Here is a 20,004-nt window from a genome sequence, read left to right on the forward strand (position 1 = left end):
TATTATGATTGCTGCGAGTTTTTGGTCTCTACTACAACCCTCAATTGAATTTAGTAAAGATTCGGCCGTACCTTGGCTACCAGCCGCAATTGGTTTCTTATTCGGTGGTTTCTTTATTCGTGGTTTAGATTTTGTCATACCACATATTCACAGAAATGCTAAAGATAAAAATCAACAACAAGAAGGTATTCAAACATCATTGAGTAAAAATGCGCTTCTCGTTTTAGCCATTACATTACACAATATTCCTGAAGGTTTATCAATCGGGGTAGCATTTGGTGGTGTCGTATCAGGTAATGGTACTGCTACATTTTTAGGAGCAATTGGCTTAGCTATTGGAATTGGTATCCAAAACATTCCAGAAGGTGCAGCGCTATCAATGCCAATTAAAGCAGCGGGTTCTTCAAGTTGGCGAGCGTTCAACTACGGACAAGCTTCAGCAATTGTAGAACCAATATTTGCTATGATTGGTGCAGGTGCGGTACTAATTATCACACCAATGCTTCCTTATGCGCTTGCTTTTGCTGCAGGTGCAATGATATTTGTTGTCGTTGAAGAGCTTATTCCTGACTCTCAATCAGGTAATAACACAGATTTAGCTACATTAAGTTTAATGCTTGGATTTGCCATTATGATGATATTAGACGTTGCATTAGGCTAATCATCATTGGTTCTTTTCAAATCATTAAATATGCAATTTCCATATAAAAATTCCTATAAATAGAGTTTTAAAACGAAGGCAAATAGAACAAAAAATCCGAATTGAGCAAATACGCTCAATTCGGATTTTAATTTATATCAATTACTTTTTCTCATTACCTTTAGGTCCTGTTTTATATTCATACTTCGATGGATTTACTTTTTTGAAATCTGGATTTTTATAGAATCTGAATAAATCTCCATTAAGTAAACTATCATTCATTTCTAAGTCTTTTTCAACTTGTTTTTTATTCTTCTCGAAGTCTTTTGGTTTTTTAGTTAATAATTCATTATCCTTATTAGAATATAACTTACCATTTACATATTTGTAGTCTTTAGTAATGAAATCACCATTTCTGAATGGTACTACATCGTTATGTTGTTTAGAGAATAAATCAGTACCAAACATAATATAGTTCTTAGTATCGATACCAGCAAGATGTAAAATTGTTGGCATTACATCTGTTTGACCTGCATATTCTTTATTAATGCCGCCAGATTTACCTGGAATTTTCAACCAGAAACCAGTACGGTTTAAATCAGTAAATTTAGCTGGTGTAATCTTCTCACCTAATAATTTTTCCATAGCATTATTATGATTTTCAGAAATACCATAGTGGTCACCATAAATCATAATTACTGAATCATCATATAGACCTTTTTTCTTCAGATCAGTTACATATTCTTCTAATGCTTGGTCTAAATAGTGTGCTGTTTGAATATAACCATCTACAGTTGAATCACCTGTATTAGGTTTATCAATTGAAGCGTCTTTCTCATCTAATGTAAATGGATAATGGTTAGTCAATGTAATTAGATGTGAATAGAATGGTTTTTTCATTTTAGCTTGATAATTCGCTGAATCATGGAAGAATACTTTATCTTTTAAACCTAAGTTAACAACATTGTCATCTGACATATCATAATATGTTGCATCATAGAACTTATCTATACCAAAATGTTTATAAATTTGATCACGGTTCCAGAATGTTTTGTAGTCACCATGCATAACATTTGAAGTATAACCTTGCTTTTGATCTAAAATAGCAGGTAATGATTGATAAGTATTGTCACCTTTTAATGAATAGGCTGAACCTTGTGGTAACCCATATATACTATTATCCATTGTCAACTCTGCGTCAGATGTTTTACCTTGACCAGTTTGATGGAAGAAGTTAGGGAAGTATGTGAAATCTTGTTTACCACTTGATAACTTATTCAAGAATGGTGTTACTTCTTTACCATTTACTTTCTTATTAATTAAGAAAGTTTGGAAACTTTCCAAATGAATTTTGATGATATTTTTCTTTTTAGCTGCACCATAATATTCTTGGTTTGGCTCTGTTCGTTTTTGTTTCGTGTAATTCAACACTTTAGTTAAGTCATCTTCTGATGCTAATGCCTTTTGCTGATTGTTTTCAATCGTTTTGACACCATCGTATACAGTGAAGTTAAATGGTCCTAAATACTTAACTAAGTATTTATGGTCGAATGTACGAGTTAATAGTTCTGGACGATCTGTTTCCGCAAAAGCTAAGTTTAAAAAGAATAGTGCGACTGATACAGCCATAACAACTGGCACAAACTTTTTGCTAAACGCTTTTGTACTTAACCATTGACGTTTAAAAATCAGAATAAATAGGTAAATAATTGTATCAATGAAGTATACAAAGTCATACCATTTAAATGAAGCACCTAATGCACCGCCCATTGATTCAACGTTACCTGCTTGATTCAATGTACTAAATGTTAAAAAGTCAGAGAAAAATCTGAAATATACAACGTTAGCATATAGTAAAAACGTTAATAAGAATCCTCCAACAAAAATGAACCAGAAAGCCTTTTTACCTTTAAAGAATAGGAACACACTTAGTATGAGTGCAACTAAACTGTATGGATTCATCAGTAATATTAAGTTTTGTACTAACCCTTTAACACCTAAAGAAAAATCAACATAATAGGAAAAATACGTCTTCAAGGTGATAGTAAATACCATCATCAGGAAAAACGCAAAAAGACTTATCTTCTTTTTGTGAGAACTCATGTTTGTTTCCTCCGTTAATTGTTAATAAATCATCAATATCAGAAACTCTAAACAATGCCATTTCCAACTTATTTACAAGTTATCTTCAATGATTTAAAACAATCTATAATTTTAAAAATTCACTAAACATTTTATTTTGACGTTAAAAATAGCTAGTAGATTAATTTATTAACTAGCTACTATATAATTGATGTTAATTTTTTATTAAGATTAATATGACGAATGTAATCATATTGTAACAAAATACATAGCTCAATATATTAATATAAAGGAAGTCAACCCAAATATCAAGTAAAAACACACTTTTAGAAATGTTTACTCTCATTATCATACTCATCAATTCGTTTATTCATATATTTTAATTATTGATTATATTTATAGACATCAGTCTTAAGCATGAACTTTTTTACTATATAATTTATTTTAGCATTTCCAATTGCATTCGATATTCTATACCATGGAACAGTTGATTTAACCAATTACTGTATTTTATTAAATTTTTCTCTGCTGTTTCAATATCAATAAATTGAAATTTCAGTTTAGAACCTGTTGGTTTCTGTGCTAGTTTTGTTAAATGGTAGCTCGCAATTGTCCCAATTTGAGGATAGCTACCTAATGTATAGTGATCATTTAATAAAATGATTGGTGTTCCATACCTTTTAACTTGGATTGTTCCTCGTTTAACAGATTGATGCGCTGGCATATCTTCATAATAAGCTTTCACTTTTTGTCCTTCTAATATCATTCCCATTCTATTAGCTTTGCTTGATACTTTGTAATTATTCAAAGTAAAGCGTTGCAATACATTCTCTTTAAAATCTTCTGAACCTTTGTTTCTAATAACATGAAATACATCTGACATATAATTAAAAGATAGCGCGTAACCGTCAACGCCCCAATCTGTTTGTCGTTTGTCTGAGAGATTCTCAAATAGTTTTTGATGACGATCGCTATATTGTCGTTTCATTTCGATTTGATCACCATCTTTTAATTGTCTACCTTCATATCCTCCCATTTTCACATTAAAATCTGTAGAAGTTGAACCTAACCATTCTTCTAAATCAAAACCTCCACCAACAGCTAAATATACACGTGATGTTCGACTCGTTTCTTCAAATCTCAAAACATCATCTTTTTTCATTAAATAAAGCTTATATGGGTAAATTTTCATATTTTTCGTTTCAGCTTTAAAATTTCCACCTGCCAAAGCAATTAAAGTAGGTTCAGTAAATCTTATCTTCGGCATTTTTTGAGTCATTTCTAATGTTGCTTCATTTTTATCATTAGCAACTAAGCGATTAGCGATTTCATGCGATAAACTATCTAGCGCACCACCAGGAATTACTCCATTATGTTCATAGCCGTGTCTCCCAAAATCATGAAAACTACTAAAAAGACCACTATTTTCTATTATGATTGACATGTCTTCAAGTCTCCTATATTCAAATCGTTTTTCTCTTTTGCAATAAATTGAACATTGTCGCCTAATTTTAAAAGGGCAAAATTCGTTTTATTAGGGAAGAAAAGTTGTAATGGTGTGTAGCCTATAACTAACCAATCATTGTAGGTATCAGTTGTAACGATGCCACATTTCTTTCCTTCTATAACAACAGAACCTGCTGGGATAAATTTCTTTTTAGTACTAGTATGATTTACATATAATTTTTTATTCATACCTGTTAAATATGGAAATCCTGGTGAGTAGCCCATCATTGATACAAAATATTCGCTTCCTGAATGAAGTTGTATAAATTGAGATTTATCGATTTTAAAATGTTTTAACAAAGCGTCTAAATCTGGTCCGTACTCATCTCCGTATACTATAGGGATTTGAATAGGCTCTTTATTTTGAACATTATGTGATATTTCTAATTGAATCGATTCTATTAGTGCTTTCATATATAAGAAAGGTGATTGTATATGGTGATGTTTAATCATATCTCGTGCATCATATATAATCATCATATCCGATTCTGTTGGAACTATTTCTGTGATGAACGGATAGTTTCTTTCATTTAAATATGTTCTCAAGGCTAATAAATCTTCTGTAAGATCCTTAGACACCTTTTTCTCTATAGATACTACGATGGCTTGATCGCCTTGACTATAAATTTTCATACCTTCACCTCAAAAAGTCTTTATTGATGATAAAATACGTTCATACGTTCAATAACAATAGGCATAAGTGATTTAATCAAAAAATAAACTAATATAATGGCACATATTGTAGTAATCGTTGCAACAACACGTGCTAATATATATGAATTTTTGTGTATTAATCGATCAATAATCACTTTATTAACAACCGTTACAACTACTAATATTACTATCCATACTAATGCCATTATTTTCTCCGTTTATTATGATTTACTATTCTTAAAATTAATTTTAAAGATAAATTGTTACATCGGCAACCTCTCGAAGGCTATTCAACAAAAATACTTCTATTTCGTTACCTTTTACTTTCTTTATAAAATCATCAATATAATAATTTTTCTCTTTCAATTTACCATGGTCAATTAAATACTGACGCATACATCCTAATAAAAAATCTTCATTATATTGCGGTGTATAATAGTTACCATTTTCCTTAATCATTATATTGCCGATATCAAATTCTAAAATCTTTCCATTTTTATTATATATAAGAGCTAAGTCTGTATCTAAACGATACGTTACATGATTACGATTAGATGTCTTATTGATTTTAGTTAAATGAGAACTACCATTATGTTCAGGTACTATTGTTGCAGTAAATTGAGACTTAGAAGATAAAGGGGCTACTACATATTCTAATTCTCCATTTTCTTCTAACATTACTTTTAAGCGATAAATACCTTGATTATATTGATGTTGAATAGTTTGAATCAAGTCATCCCATTTAGATTGATCAAATGGGATATTAAGCATTTTACTAGATCGTTGTATTCTGTCTTCATGATATATTAAACGTGAGATTTGGCCTTTTTCCAATTTCATCGTTTCAAACAAATACATTATAATCTCTCCAATATTTTAGTTTTATCTTGGAATTCTTGAACTTCTGAATCAGGATTGGAGTTAATTGTAATTCCAGCACCAACACCATAAATAGCTTGTTGATGTCGGTATTCAATTGTACGAATTGGTATATTAAAAATCATTTTGTCATTTGGCATTAACAATCCTATTGTTCCACAGTATATATACCTTGGTCTTTGTTCTAATTCTTTAATAAATCGCATTGTATTAATTTTGGGTGCACCAGTAATAGAGCCACAAGGGAAAATAGCTCCTAATATTGATTCAAGTGTCACATTAGTTGATAACTTTCCGGCTACCATACTCGTCATTTGATATACAGTGTGATACGTTTCTATAAAAAATAATTTATAAACTATAATAGAACCTGTTTCTGCAATTCGAGATATATCATTCCTTAGTAAATCGACAATCATCACATTTTCCGCTTTATCCTTATCTGATTGTTGTAATTGAAGATAATTATTATGATCCTCTTTATCATTGTCTCCTCTTGGTATAGTCCCTTTCATGGGCTTACTAACAATGATATTATCTTCATTTTTAAAATGACCTTTTTGAAAGAATAATTCCGGAGAAATGGATGCGACACTGACTTCATCCGTATCTAGTAGCACCGTATAATTACCATTTCCTGTTGCTGTTAATTGTTCGTATAACTTTTCAATAGGATAATAAATATTGTCAGTTAAACGTGACGTATAATTAACTTGATATGTATCGCCTTCAACAATAGCTTGTTGGATATGTCGAATTTTCTCTTTCATTTGATGTTTAGATTCTACAAATTGAAAATCATGTTGATTATCGTATGGTGTACTATTGGGTGATTTATATTGTAATTCTTTTGCTGAATTGAAACTATAGGCAACCGCTAATATATCTTTATCTTCTATTTCACATACAGCCATTTGAGGATTAAAATAACGTGCCGCTTCATATGTTAAATATAAAGCCACAAAATAACCTTGTTGCTGTTGTGTTTCAGCAAATTGTACAACTTTGCCAACTTCACTTAACTGAGTGGCAATACATTTTTTGTGATAATCATTTAATTGAATATGATAGGTTTCATAGTTGTCTTCATCTATATAATAGCGATAATTAAATTCTATATTCACTGTTCTCACCTACGATTTCAAGGAAATTTTGAATTTGGTTATAACCATGCTCACTTAAAATTGATTCAGGATGATACTGTACTGCAAAGATTGAATACTGTTGATGTTGCAAGCCCATAATTACACCATCTTCACCTATTGCTGTGACTTTTAATTCATTTGGTAACGTTTCTTTATCTGCCATAAGAGAATGGTACAGCATAACATTGAACGAATGAGGTATACCCTTGAAAATACCTAATTGTTGATGACTGAGTTTTGTAGTATGACCATGTATCGGATTATTGCGATGTACAATCTTACCACCAAAATATTCATAAACAACTTGAAAACCTAGACACACTCCTAATATAGGAACTTGTTGATAAAATGTTTCAATCACCTTAAACAATTTGGGGTAATCACTTGGTCTTCCAGGGCCTGGTGAAATAAAAATGGCATTGGGGTTAAATGCAACTAACTCTTCTAATATTAAATCATCTATGTCAATGACTTTAATTGGTTCCTTAGTAGCTATTTTAAAATAGTTTATTAAATTATATGTAAATGAATCTTTATTATCTATCACTACTATCATAATTTCGCTCCATTTAATTAATATTATTCAATCATTTCATTAAATCACAGTTAGGTGCATGACTTATTGTAAAAACGTGTCATGCTTGCTATTAAACTACTTATTGTAACTGACTTATATATATCTTTAACACTATTATCACAAAAATTCTCTTGATTTTACATATGAATTAGTTTATTCTATGGTGCGTACAAAATATATTTATCAGAGGTTCCTAGCCGAAACCCTCTATAAAAAACTAGACACTGAATTTAATTTCAAATTATAAATAGACATATCTTTTTAACTTTTTATATTAAAATTATATGTGTATTCATAATCTTTCGTCTATCTTTTTTATAGAGATAGGCTTTTTTTATGCTTAAAATTTCGGATCTAATAACCAAAGATAAACTGGGGGAAATATGAATGGTTCAAGATAAATTAGATAATAACAAAGCTATCGTCGTTTTCAGTGGTGGTCAAGACAGTACGACGTGTTTATTCTACGCAAAAAAACATTTCAAGGAAGTTGTACTTGTTACATTCAATTATGGTCAAAGACATGATACTGAAATTGAAGTGGCTAAAAAAATTGCACAAGAGCAAAATGTAGAACATCACATTTTAGATATGTCACTTTTATCTCAGCTAACACCTAATGCCTTAACACAACATGATTTAAAAATCGAAGAGACAGAAGATGGTATTCCAAACACCTTTGTACCAGCACGTAATTTACTATTCTTATCATTTGCTGGCGCATTAGCTTATCAAATTAAAGCTAAGCATATTATTACCGGAGTTTGTGAAACTGACTTCTCTGGTTATCCTGATTGTCGTGATAGTTTTATTAAATCAATGAATGTGACTTTAAGTTTATCAATGGATCGTGATTTCGTTATTCACACGCCTTTAATGTGGTTAGATAAAGCACAAACATGGGAACTTGCTGATAACCTTGGTGTGTTAGATTACATTCGTGAAAATACATTAACATGTTATAACGGTATTATTGGAGATGGCTGTGGCGAATGTCCTGCCTGTCAACTTAGATCACGAGGGCTTGAACAATATCTTGAACAAAAAGGAGTAAAATAAGTATGCTACAACAAATTTATCCTAGTGTTAGTCACCCATATCAATTCGAACTTAATAAAGATTTTAACTTTTCAGCAGCTCATTATATTCCAAGCGAAGATGCTGGAAAATGTATGCGTACCCATGGTCATACGTATTTTGTAAATATTACTATCGTTGGAGATGAATTAGATCACAATGGCTTTTTAGTGAATTTCAGCGATTTAAAACAATTGATTCATGGACAGTTCGACCATTATTTACTTAATGATTTAGTAGAGTTCAAAGGCAAAAGTCCTTCTACTGAAATTGTCGCTCAAACAATTTATCAAATGGTTCAATCATACCTTAATGAACAAGATAATAATCCTAAGTGCGTTCAAGTATACTTGCGCGAGACGCCTACAAGTTATGTCGTATTTCGTCCTAAGGATGAGCAATAATGGCTAAAATACCTGTATTAGAAGTCTTTGGTCCAACCATTCAAGGAGAGGGTCGTGTTATAGGTAGAAAAACAATGTTTGTACGCACTGCAGGTTGTGATTATCGTTGTAGTTGGTGTGATTCAGCCTTTACTTGGGATGGAAGCGCAAAAGAAGATATTCAATTAATGACTGCTGAAGAAATATATGCCAAATTACGTGAAGTTGGTGGAGATAACTTTAACCATGTAACGATTTCTGGTGGTAATCCCGCTCTTATAAAAGGAATTCAAGAATTGGTTGATCTATTCGAAACACATCATATTCAAACTGCTCTAGAAACTCAAGGTAGTAAATTCCAACCTTGGATGACTCAAATCAATGATTTAACTATCAGCCCTAAACCACCAAGTTCAAAAATGAAACCTAATTTAGATATTTTAGATAGCGTTATTGAGCAATGCGTACCTGAATCATTAAATTTAAAAGTGGTCATCTTTGAGGAAGATGATTTTGATTTTGCTAAAATGATTCATCATCGTTACCCTACTATTCCTTTCTATTTACAAGTAGGCAACCCATATTTAGATGATAATGTTGATAACCATACTGCCAAATTACTACAACGCTATGAAAGTTTAGTAGACCGTGTAATGACAAGTAGTGATATGAACAATGTTTACGTATTACCTCAATTGCATACTTTATTATGGAGTAATATGAAGGGAGTTTAAAATTTAGTTAATATAACTTTAACATTTTCGAGTGTTATATAATGATTAACTTTATATTAATTGATATAATAATTGAATGAAATATTGCGGATAGGAGCACATCATGATTTTATATTTATTAATTAATATTGCCGTAGTATTGCTCATAGTCGGACTTGATTTATATTTTCACCAATTTAAACAACTTAGATTTAGCTCCATATTAATAGCTATTTCTCTTAATGCCATTATTGATTTGTTTATCGTGTCAAAATATAATTTCATATCAATCTATACGATGATTTTGTTAATTGCATGGGCATTATTACAACTCTATTTAAACAAAAAAATTCATCCTTTTATCATAAAAGATCAAAAATTTATCGCAATGATATTTGCAATTGTAGTGAGTTTATCTCAGTTTATTACAAATATATCAAGTGAACAGTCACTCTACATGTCATTACCATATTTAGCACCTGCAATTTTTCTTATTGGTGCCATTTTATTATTTGTAGGTACGTTCGAATCATCAGAACTTGAATATTTACCATTTTTAAAATCTATTAAATACCCACTTACAATTGGTACAATTATAATTATGATTGCGTTTATTGCTATGATGATACTTACACCATTTTGGTATGTATTTACTATTATATATGTACTATTCATGTTGTTTATCATCTGGCAACATATATTTAAGTAACATTTATCAACTTATAAATGTTACTTTTTTTATTTATTCAATTATAAAATCATTAAAGTCTCAGCCACAATATTAAAAACTCACAAGTATAAGTGATATCCCTATACTTGTGAGTTTATTTAATGTACATGCTCTTTATATTTTTCGTTATTTTGTGAAGATTGGTATGACGTTTGTTGTCTATTTAAATCTAATCTTTTAATTTGATTATAGTGATGTGTTTGTTCTTTTTTAGCTTCAGTAGTTTTTAAATTATCATTTGTGTTATGTGCTTCTGATTCTTGATCAGGTTCTATATTCGTAGCTTGAACTATATATTTAGGTCGGCGTTTCACTTCATAGTAGATACGTCCTATATATTCACCAATGACACCAATCGACATCAACTGAATACCACCTAATAGTAAAATCGCTGCAATAGTAGTGAAGTAACCAGGTATATTAACACCAGAAATCATTATATTGATTAGTAAATATACGATATAAAGAACACTTAAAGAAAATGTGAACATTCCAAGATAAATCATCATTCTCAATGGTTTATTATTAAATGAAATTAAACCATCAATTCCGTAGTTAAGTAATTTAGCAAATGACCATTTTGATTCACCTGCTTCACGTTCTACATTTTGATATGTGAACACTTTCGTATTATAACCAATCCATTCAAATAACCCTTTTGAAAAACGATTATATTCATCCATAGATGTAAGTGACTGTACTGCACGTTTACTTAATAGCCTAAAGTCTCCTACACCATCTTCAAATTGGACATCTTCTACAAAGGTGTTAATTAACTTATAGTACATGCGAGTCATTGATTTTCTCGCAAAATTTTCACCTTTACGATCACGCTTAGCAATTACTTGATCATAACCTTCGTTATATCCTTCAATCATTTGTGGAATAAATTGAGGTGGATGTTGAAGGTCTGCATCTATCATTATAACTGCGTCACAACTATCACTGTGTTGATAACCAGCAATCATAGCAGCTTCCTTACCAAAATTTCTACTAAACGAAATATATTTTACTTGATGATCTTCAAGTGCCAGACTTTGTAGATGATCAATAGTTGAATCTTTACTGCCATCATCTATGAATAGCAAATCGTATTCATACTGCTTATCCACGCTGTCTTGTTTCATTATTTCAGTCAATTTTTCATATGTCTTTAATACGACTTCTCCTTCGTTAAAACAAGGAATGATGACCCTTATCTTCATTCAACGACATCCTTTTCTACAAAATGGTTTAGTATAAGTTTATCAAGTAGTAAATAAGATAATCTAGTTAAAGCCCTTGTATTTACAAAATCTTAATATCGCCTTAATGTTACTCATACTCTCTTTCTATCATTAAATTTTTACTTAAAACTCAATACATTTATTTTAAATCTCCTATAGCTACTTCATCTGGATCTTTACCTTGTCTAGCATTTTGGTTTAAGCTATCGATTTGAGCTACATCTGTAAGTTCAAGATTAAAATCTATGATATCATAGTTTTCTTTAATACGACTTGGCGTCTTAGACTTAGGAATAATGATTCGATTATGTGCTAAATGCCAACGTAGCACAATTTGTGCAGGTGTTTTCTTATATCTTTTAGCCATATCTAAAATTACTGGATCATCTAATAAACCTCTATTTCTCATTAATGGCATCCACGCAGTGACTTTAATATCGTGATCATCACAATATTGTTGTAATTCATGTTGGTTAAAATACGGATGTAATTCGATTTGATTAATTTGAGGTGTAATATCAGTTTCCTGCATTAATTTTTCCAAATGATGTTGTTTAAAATTACAAACACCAATTGCTTTGACTTTTCCTTCATGGTATAACGTTTCTAATGCTTTATAAGATTCAATGAACAAGCCATTGTCTTCGCAAGGCCAATGAATTAAAAACAAATCTAAATAATCTAATCCTAAATTTTCTAACGATTTGTTAAAATATTGAATCGTACTGTCATAACCTTGGTAATCATTCCATAATTTAGAGGTAATAAATAAATCTTCTCTGTCAACATCAGTTTGACTAAGTGCACGGCCGAGCGCTTGCTCGTTACCATAGAAATATGCCGTATCAAAAGCACGATAGCCCGCTTCAATTGCTGAATTGACCACTTCATTCATTTCGTCATCAGTTATTTTATACACACCTAATCCAATTGAAGGCATAGGATAACCATTATTTAAGTATTGCGTATCATTAATTGTCATTAATATCCCACTCTTTCTCTTAATCTAGTTGTTCACGTTAGTAAGAATTTGTATACCATAATATATTACACGTAAGTAAAGACGCTTAAACATTGAAATTTAAGCGTCTTTTGATTATTTATATTATTATTCAGATTGTTCATCTTCTGAATTGATATCGTAAGTTGGACGTTCTTGGTTATATTCATACTTTAAAGTTACCCAAATAATTTGGTGGTTTTCTATTTCAGAAATAATCCAACGATCATACTCAGTATCAACAAAGTCATCTTTTTGTAAGTTTGTATTTTCAGATTGTAACCATCCGCCTATAGTATCAATATCTTCAGAGTCTTCGAATTCTATACCAAATTTTTCATTTAGATCATCTAGTAGTACACGACCATTAATTTGATATTTATTATCCTCTAATTTAACGATATCATTTACTTCATCATCGTCAAATTCATCTCTGATTTCACCGACGATTTCTTCTAAAATATCTTCCATAGTTAAAATACCTGCCGTACCACCATATTCATCAATAATTAAACTAATATGAACATGTTCACGTTGCATTCTTACTAGTGCATCACTGATGCGCGTCGTCTCTGAGATCATAGGTAATTCATGGATATAGTTAGCAATCTTAATCGTTTTACCTGAAGCATATTCAGTTAAAAATTCTTTAACGTTTATAAACCCTTTGACATGGTCTTTATCGCCATCTTCAGTGATAGGGTAACGTGTAAATTGATATTCTTTAATCGTTTCTAAAAGCTCGTCTACATTAAATGGTTCATTCAATGTAATCATTTGAGTTCGGGGTACCATAATATCTTTAGCTTGTCTTTCATCAAAAGAAAAGATATTTTGCATATATGCAAGCTCTGTTTGGTTGATTTCTCCACCATTATAACTGTTATTAATTATAATCTTAATTTCTTCTTCTGACATTGCATCAGTTTGAGCATCAGGATCTACGCCAAACATTCTAATGATAACTCTCGCTGAACCATTCATTAACCAAATTAATGGTTTCATAACATTACCGAAATAATATAATGGTCTAGCATAAAGTAAAGCCATTTTCTCAGTATGCTGAATGGCAAATGACTTAGGCGCAAGTTCACCCAGTACAACGTGTAAATATGTTACTACTATAAACGCAATAACAAATGAAACTGTTGTTGTTAAAGCACTAGGTAAGTGCATTAATTCAAATAATGGATGTAATAATTTATCAAATGTTGGTTCACCTAACCAACCTAATCCTAATGAAGTTACTGTTATACCTAATTGACAAGCAGATAAATAATAATCTAAGTTGCTAATCATCTTTTTAACGACTTTAGCACCACTATTACCTTCCTCTGCCAATTGTTCAATACGCGTCGATCTTACTTTAACTAATGCAAATTCAGATCCGACAAATACTGTAGTTAATGCAATTAAAAGAAAAAATACTATTAAACTAATTATGGTCGTAGTTTCCAATTATTTCCCTATTTCTAGGGATTCACCTCCGTATTATATGTGTCACACATGGTTAACACGTAATTAAAATTTTCGAATTGACTTGAATTATATTTACATGCTAAGGCCTTCCCATTGCGACACCCCCTAAAAAAATGTAATTGATTTAATTCTATCATAGAATTTTTATATATTGTTGATTTATGTTTATAGATTTACAACATAACATTTAAAACTAATATCCCCTTTTAGTCAAGTTATTCATTATGACTAAAATGTATGTGGCTGTCCATTTTTAATTGTTGTCTTTACATTGATATTATCGTCAACGATAACTATATCTGCATCTTTTCCTTCTTTAATACTACCTTTTGTTCGATCTATTCCTAATGCTTTTGCTTGGTTCCAACTTGTTACTCGCCATAAATCTTTGATTGAAGCGCCAGTGTATGACATTATGTTACGTAAACCATCATTCATTTTTAAAATACTACCTGCAAGTGCACCTGTATCTAGTCGTGCTTCACTATTGCGTACAATGACGTTTTGACCACCTAAATCGTATTCACCTTCTGGCATACCTTTTGCTCTCATAGCATCTGTAATGAGATATAAATGTTCATTACCTTTATTTTTATATGCCAATGCTACTGCAGCAGGATGGGAATGAATACCATCTACAATAATTTCAGTATTTAAATTTTGATTTAACCAAGCTGCACCAAAAACACCTGGATCTCTATGACCAAAACCAGTTGCAGCATTATATAAATGTGTAATGTGTTTAGCACCATAATCAACAGCATTGTTTGCTTCTTCAAAGGTCGCCACAGTATGTCCCATTGAAAATATAATGTCATTATTGAGCGATTTTAAAGTGTCTATTGCACCTTCAACTTCTGGTGCAAAGGTTATAATTTTAATTAATTGATTTGCAGTTTGTTGAAACTGGTTTATTTTATCAGCCGTTGGTCTTTGAACATATTTGGGATGCTGAGCGCCAACTTTATGTTCAGATATAAATGGTCCTTCAAGATGTATGCCTACGATTTCAGCGGCTTGTTGTACGTCTTGAATTTGATGATAATTAGATATATTTTGTAGTGCTTGTTTAATACTTTCATCTGATTGTGTCATCGTTGTCGCTAAAAATGACGTCGTTCCTTCTGATAATAACTGTTCGGCTAGATGTTTCAAGCCCTCTTGTGACGCATCCATAGCATCTTCACCATATCCACCATGAATGTGTATATCGATAAATCCTGGAATAACATGATGTCCTTTAGCGTCTATTGTTAGGTATTTTCCTTTAAGTTCATTTAATCTCTCTATATTAAAATTCGAACCAATTTCTAATATTTTTCCATCTTTAATATGTATATAACCTTGTTCAATTTTTTGGCTTTCAGTATATATTTGCCCATTCACAATGATATATTCTTCCACTACTAATACCTTCTTTTCTAATTCATTTAATACGATTGTTATTTTACTATAACCTTTAAATTTATTCATATCATACAGTTCAATAAAGTTATTAAAAATAAAATACCCTTGTCGAATTAACGACAAGGGCTTGAATCTATTATTCATCCATAGCTTTTGAAGCTTCAATTTCATTTTCAGTTAATTTTGGTTTTAAGAAACCGTAGATTAGAGCAGAAATGATTGTACCAATCACAATAGCTAATAATGTTTGTAAAATATGACTGAAATCAGTTGTTGCAATAACAAAGATACCACCATGTGGGGCATTAATTCTTGAACCTAAAGCTAATGCTATAGCACCACTTATGCCTGAACCAATCATCATAGATGGAATAACTCGAATTGGGTCAGCTGCTGCAAATGGTATAGCGCCTTCAGTAATGAATGATGCGCCCATTACATAGTTAGGAACAATTGAACCTCTTTGTTCTTTAGTAAATTTCTTTCTAAATAATAGCATAGCAGTTGCAATTGCTAATGGTGGAATCATACCACCTATCATAGCTGCTGTAATCGGTGCTGCATTTCCTTCAGTAAGTGCAGCAGTTGCGAATACATATGCTGCTTTATTGAAAGGTCCACCCATATCGATGGCCATCATTGCACCAATAACTAAACCAAGTAACATAATGTTTGAACCTGAAAGACCATTTAATCCGTTTAATAATAAATTGTTCAACCATGAAGCTGGTGGATTAAATACATAAATCATTAGCAATCCAGTTACAAGTACAGATAGTAATGGATAAATTAACGTTGGTTTTAAACCTTCTAATGCTTGAGGTAAATTACGTGTAATATATTTAATACCTTGTGTTAAGTAACCTGCTAAGAAACCTGCAATAATACCGCCAATAAAGCCTGAATCACCTGAAATAGCTAACATACCACCGACTAAACCAGCTGCAAATCCTGGCTTATCTGCAATACTACGAGCAATGAAACCTGCTAATACTGGAATAATTAAAGCAAAGGCACTGTTTTTACCAATATTCCATAGTTGTTCTGCAAAAGCATTGTGTTCAGCGCTCTTTGGATCAAATGAGTTAGGTCCAATAATAAACACGATAGCCATGATGATACCACCAGCAATAACTAATGGTAGCATGTTAGAAACACCATTCATTAAGTGTTTATAAAACGCTTTTCCTGGACTTAATTTTTCTTCATTATCATCTTTGTTACTTGATGATCTATCTCCGCGGGCAACAAATGGTTTACGACTAGTATCTAATGCTGTGTTAATTAATTCTTCTGGACGTTTAATACCATCTGCTACTGGTACTTCTACTACATTTTTACCATCGAAACGGTCAGTTTCAACATGTACGTCTGCTGCTACAATAACACCAGAAGCTTTTTCAATATCTTTTTCAGTTAAATGGTTTTTAATACCACTAGAACCATTCGTTTCAACTTTAATTTTTATGCCCATTTTCTCAGCTTGTTTTTTCAATGCGTCACGAGCCATATAAGTATGAGCGATACCTGTTGGACAAGCTGTTACTGCAAGTACATATGGTTCATTATCTTCTGTTGAACCATCAACTGCTGCAGCCGCTTCAGCTTCATTTTGTTGTGCTTCTGCTTCTTCTTCTTTTGTAGCTTCATCATCAGCATTATCGATAATTTGTAATACTTCTTCTGGTGAAGAGGCATTGATTAATTTTTCACGTACGTTTTCATCCATTAAAATACCAGACAATTTAGCCAAAGCATCTAAATGCGTTTGTGCCCCACCTTCAGGAGCGGCAATCATAAAGAATAGGTGCGCAGGTTGCATATCTAAACTTTGATAATCCACGCCTTCCTTAGATTTACCAAATGCGATTGCTGGCGATTTAACCGCTGCAACTTTCGCATGTGGAATGGCAATCCCTTCACCAATTCCTGTTGTACTTTGAGATTCACGATTATGAATGGCTTCTTTAAATGATGGTACATCACTTAATTTGCCAGCTTTATCTAGTTGATTCACTAACTCATCAATAACACCATTTTTATCTGATGAAGATAAATCCATTGCTATCGTTTCTTTTGTCAATAATTCTGTTATTCTCATATTATTCACTCCCCATCAAGTACAGAAATCGTAACTTGTGATTTTATATTTTCTATTGCATCTTTTGTAGCTAAATCTGCGTCAAATGCTGTAGCTGTTCCTGAAGCAACGGCTTGTTTAAATGCATCTTCTATTGATAATCCCGTAGCCAAACCTGCTACCATCCCAGCAACAGTACTATCACCTGAACCAACAGTATTAACTACTTTCCCTTGAGGGTTAACTGCTTTAATACTACGTTCGCTATCTACATAAATTGCGCCGTCCCCGCCTAGTGAAACAATTACTGACTGTGCACCTTTATCTAAAATTTGTTTACCGTATTTAATGACGTCCTCGTCATTTTTAATTGAAGTATTAAACATAACTTCAAGTTCGTCTTTATTCGGTTTTATAAATAATGGATTATATTCTAAAACCGTTTCAACTAATTCTTTTTCTGCATCTACTACTAATTGAGCACCAGTTTGTTGAGTGATTTTCGCAATTTGTGCGTAGGCGTCACTTGGAATACTTTTCGGTACACTTCCTGCTACGATAACAATATCTTCTTTGTTTGTTTTCTTAATTTGATCTAATAGTGATTGAAATTGAGCATCTGTTACGTTAGGTCCTTGTGCATTTATTTCTGTTTCTTTGCCAGTTTTTAACTTAACGTTAATGCGTGTATCTTCATCTACTTGAACGAAATCAGTTTGGATATCACTATCTTTTAGTGTCTGAGCGATAAAGTCACCTGGAAATCCACCTGCAAAACCTAATGCAGTAGAATCAACATCTAAAGTCTTTAATACTCTAGATACATTAATACCTTTGCCACCTGCAAATTTATTTGTATCTTTAGCTCTATTTAATCCATCTATTTGGAAGTCATCTACAAACATGACATAGTCTATCGATGGATTGAATGTAACTGTATATATCATAAAATTCCTCCTAAAAATCGATATTGCTCTCTAAAATCATCATTGACATGGTTTTCAATGCCACGTTTAGACGTAATGATTTGAGTATTGTCACGTGCTGGAACCCTAGCAAAATAAACTTGATTGAACTTAGTTTCATCTACAACAACAAAGCTTTCATTAGAAAGTCGCATCGCAGTTTCTTTTATTAATGCTTCTTGTTCATCAGGTGTCGTTAATCCATATTTCTCATCTATACCATTCATTCCGATGAAAGACTTATCAAAGCAATAACGTCTCAATGTTTCTAAAGCGCTAGATCCAACAGTAGCAAAAGTATTCGCCTTAACTTGACCACCCAACATTAAGGTTTTAAAGCCTTTTTTAAGTAACTGTTCAACGTGTGTTAAACCATTTGTTACAACGATGATTTCTTTTGCATCTATGTAAGGTATCATTTCTAACGTTGTTGAACCTGCATCTAAAAATATACAGTCATTATCACTAATTTGTTGCGCAGCTTGTCTAGCAATTTCTTTTTTCTCTTGTGAGTTTTGCGTTAATTTTTCTTTTAATCTTGGTTCTACTATTCGATTATGACCAATCGTCGCACCACCGTGGATACGTTGTAATTTCCCTTCTTGTTGTAACTTTGATAAATCTCTTCTAATAGTAGAAGAACTACAACCTGTTCTATCCATTAATTCTTGGAGTGTAAGAAAATCTTTATTCTTTAATTCTTGTAAAATTAAGTTGTGTCGTTTCTCAGATATCAAAGTAACCACCCCATTTCACTTATCATTATAATGAGTACGCTTACAAATTTCAATCATAAATTGTCAAAATCAATCAAAAACAATCATTTTGTGACAAAAATAACACAGAAATATATGTAATCGTCAAAATTCAACTTATTACAACATATTTCTGTGTCATTATTATCATTTTATATTTGTTTTTATTAATTTTGGATGATTGGCTCTACGTTTGCATTTGTCATAGAAATTAAGTCTTCCACCCCTATAATCATTTGCATACCTCTTTGTCCACCACTTACGTATACTTTATCGAGTTGTCGTATAGATTGATCTATAACAGTAGGAAATAAATGTTTCATTCCTATAGGTGAACAACCACCTCGAATATATCCAGTAACTTGCTTCAATTGATCTAAAGGCATCAAATTTAACTTTTTCTCGTTTACAACGTGGGCAGCTTGTTTCATGTCTAACGTTTCATTTACTGGTATGACAAATACAAAATGATTATGGTTGGCATTTTCTAATACAAGTGTTTTATATACTTCTTCTACTTTAGCATTAACAAGTTTGGCTATTTGTTCACCTGTTTGGTGTTCTGCAGTCACTTCAAATATATTAGTTTTATAGTTAACTTTCGCTCTATCTAACATTCGCATTGCATTCGTTTTTTTCGTTTTACTCATTATGTCACCTCTAATATTACTTTACTAATCGCATTTCATTTTACCACTAATACGTT

20 protein-coding genes are annotated in these 20,004 nt (G+C 31.7%); 5 read left to right on the forward strand and 15 right to left on the reverse strand.

The features are described from left to right. On the forward strand, positions 1 to 661 hold a 661-nt coding region (locus LFT63_RS10250; RefSeq protein WP_340769046.1), incomplete at its 5' end, for a ZIP family metal transporter. A gap of 141 nt (positions 662 to 802) precedes the next feature. Here LFT63_RS10250 and ltaS read toward each other — a convergent pair. From ltaS to LFT63_RS10285, 7 genes are all read right to left on the reverse strand, one after another. Beyond that, positions 803 to 2,743, reverse strand: a complete 1,941-nt coding sequence (gene ltaS / locus LFT63_RS10255; protein WP_029056464.1) for a polyglycerol-phosphate lipoteichoic acid synthase LtaS — start codon at positions 2,741 to 2,743, stop codon at positions 803 to 805. A gap of 418 nt (positions 2,744 to 3,161) precedes the next feature. Beyond that, the gene (locus LFT63_RS10260; RefSeq protein ID WP_340769049.1) at positions 3,162 to 4,166 is read right to left on the reverse strand and encodes a 5-oxoprolinase subunit C family protein; all 1,005 of its coding nucleotides are present in this window, start codon (positions 4,164 to 4,166) and stop codon (positions 3,162 to 3,164) included. Next, entirely contained in the window at positions 4,154 to 4,861 is a 708-nt protein-coding gene (locus LFT63_RS10265) for a 5-oxoprolinase subunit B family protein (protein ID WP_029056462.1), read from the reverse strand. Before LFT63_RS10265 ends, LFT63_RS10260 begins: the two co-directional genes overlap by 13 nt. A gap of 20 nt (positions 4,862 to 4,881) precedes the next feature. Beyond that, positions 4,882 to 5,088, reverse strand: a complete 207-nt coding sequence (locus LFT63_RS10270) for a hypothetical protein (protein WP_029056461.1) — start codon at positions 5,086 to 5,088, stop codon at positions 4,882 to 4,884. A 43-nt stretch (positions 5,089 to 5,131) separates the two neighbouring features. After that, a complete protein-coding gene (locus LFT63_RS10275; protein WP_017637523.1) occupies positions 5,132 to 5,740 on the reverse strand; it encodes an aminotransferase class IV in 609 nt (202 codons plus the stop codon). Continuing rightward, positions 5,740 to 6,885 carry an anthranilate synthase component I family protein gene (locus LFT63_RS10280; RefSeq protein ID WP_340769051.1) on the reverse strand — a complete coding sequence of 382 codons (1,146 nt, stop codon included), beginning with the start codon at positions 6,883 to 6,885 and terminating at the stop codon, positions 5,740 to 5,742. The genes LFT63_RS10275 and LFT63_RS10280 overlap by 1 nt, the downstream gene beginning before the upstream one ends. After that, positions 6,869 to 7,462: an anthranilate synthase component II gene (locus tag LFT63_RS10285; protein WP_029056460.1), complete on the reverse strand. Its 594-nt coding sequence runs from the start codon at positions 7,460 to 7,462 to the stop codon at positions 6,869 to 6,871. The genes LFT63_RS10280 and LFT63_RS10285 overlap by 17 nt, the downstream gene beginning before the upstream one ends. Before the next feature lie 408 nt (positions 7,463 to 7,870). Between LFT63_RS10285 and queC the strand changes: the two genes are divergently transcribed. The 4 genes from queC to LFT63_RS10305 all read left to right on the forward strand — a co-directional run bounded on the left by queC (position 7,871) and on the right by LFT63_RS10305 (position 10,365). After that, positions 7,871 to 8,542, forward strand: a complete 672-nt coding sequence (queC, locus tag LFT63_RS10290; protein ID WP_017637526.1) for a 7-cyano-7-deazaguanine synthase QueC — start codon at positions 7,871 to 7,873, stop codon at positions 8,540 to 8,542. A gap of 2 nt (positions 8,543 to 8,544) precedes the next feature. After that, positions 8,545 to 8,964: a 6-carboxytetrahydropterin synthase QueD gene (queD, locus tag LFT63_RS10295; RefSeq protein WP_029056459.1), complete on the forward strand. Its 420-nt coding sequence runs from the start codon at positions 8,545 to 8,547 to the stop codon at positions 8,962 to 8,964. Beyond that, a complete protein-coding gene (gene queE / locus LFT63_RS10300; protein ID WP_017637528.1) occupies positions 8,964 to 9,677 on the forward strand; it encodes a 7-carboxy-7-deazaguanine synthase QueE in 714 nt (237 codons plus the stop codon). Before queD ends, queE begins: the two co-directional genes overlap by 1 nt. Before the next feature lie 103 nt (positions 9,678 to 9,780). After that, positions 9,781 to 10,365 (forward strand): hypothetical protein, encoded by a 585-nt coding sequence (locus LFT63_RS10305; RefSeq protein WP_029056457.1) that lies wholly within the window; start codon positions 9,781 to 9,783, stop codon positions 10,363 to 10,365. Between the two features lie 119 nt (positions 10,366 to 10,484). On the opposite strand, the gene LFT63_RS10310 is transcribed toward LFT63_RS10305, so the two are convergent. The 8 genes from LFT63_RS10310 to ybaK all read right to left on the reverse strand — a co-directional run bounded on the left by LFT63_RS10310 (position 10,485) and on the right by ybaK (position 19,948). Beyond that, the gene (locus LFT63_RS10310) at positions 10,485 to 11,591 is read right to left on the reverse strand and encodes a glycosyltransferase family 2 protein (protein ID WP_340769053.1); all 1,107 of its coding nucleotides are present in this window, start codon (positions 11,589 to 11,591) and stop codon (positions 10,485 to 10,487) included. A 160-nt stretch (positions 11,592 to 11,751) separates the two neighbouring features. Beyond that, a complete protein-coding gene (locus LFT63_RS10315; protein WP_340769055.1) occupies positions 11,752 to 12,594 on the reverse strand; it encodes an aldo/keto reductase in 843 nt (280 codons plus the stop codon). 126 nt (positions 12,595 to 12,720) lie between these two features. Next, positions 12,721 to 14,070, reverse strand: a complete 1,350-nt coding sequence (locus tag LFT63_RS10320; RefSeq protein ID WP_017637338.1) for a hemolysin family protein — start codon at positions 14,068 to 14,070, stop codon at positions 12,721 to 12,723. A 249-nt stretch (positions 14,071 to 14,319) separates the two neighbouring features. Beyond that, positions 14,320 to 15,495, reverse strand: coding sequence for an N-acetylglucosamine-6-phosphate deacetylase (gene nagA / locus LFT63_RS10325; RefSeq protein WP_029056454.1), 1,176 nt, complete (start codon positions 15,493 to 15,495; stop codon positions 14,320 to 14,322). Positions 15,496 to 15,634: 139 nt separating this feature from the next. Further along, positions 15,635 to 17,599, reverse strand: a complete 1,965-nt coding sequence (locus LFT63_RS10330; protein ID WP_340769057.1) for a PTS fructose transporter subunit IIABC — start codon at positions 17,597 to 17,599, stop codon at positions 15,635 to 15,637. 5 nt (positions 17,600 to 17,604) lie between these two features. Further along, positions 17,605 to 18,525 carry a 1-phosphofructokinase gene (pfkB, locus tag LFT63_RS10335; protein ID WP_017637341.1) on the reverse strand — a complete coding sequence of 307 codons (921 nt, stop codon included), beginning with the start codon at positions 18,523 to 18,525 and terminating at the stop codon, positions 17,605 to 17,607. Further along, positions 18,522 to 19,280, reverse strand: a complete 759-nt coding sequence (locus tag LFT63_RS10340; RefSeq protein ID WP_046466438.1) for a DeoR/GlpR family DNA-binding transcription regulator — start codon at positions 19,278 to 19,280, stop codon at positions 18,522 to 18,524. Before LFT63_RS10340 ends, pfkB begins: the two co-directional genes overlap by 4 nt. Before the next feature lie 185 nt (positions 19,281 to 19,465). Continuing rightward, positions 19,466 to 19,948 carry a Cys-tRNA(Pro) deacylase gene (gene ybaK, locus LFT63_RS10345; RefSeq protein WP_154827540.1) on the reverse strand — a complete coding sequence of 161 codons (483 nt, stop codon included), beginning with the start codon at positions 19,946 to 19,948 and terminating at the stop codon, positions 19,466 to 19,468. Positions 19,949 to 20,004: the final 56 nt, after the last annotated feature.

Origin of the sequence: Staphylococcus sp. FSL H8-0121 (assembly GCF_038008425.1) — a bacterium.
GTDB lineage: Bacteria > Bacillota > Bacilli > Staphylococcales > Staphylococcaceae > Staphylococcus > Staphylococcus pasteuri.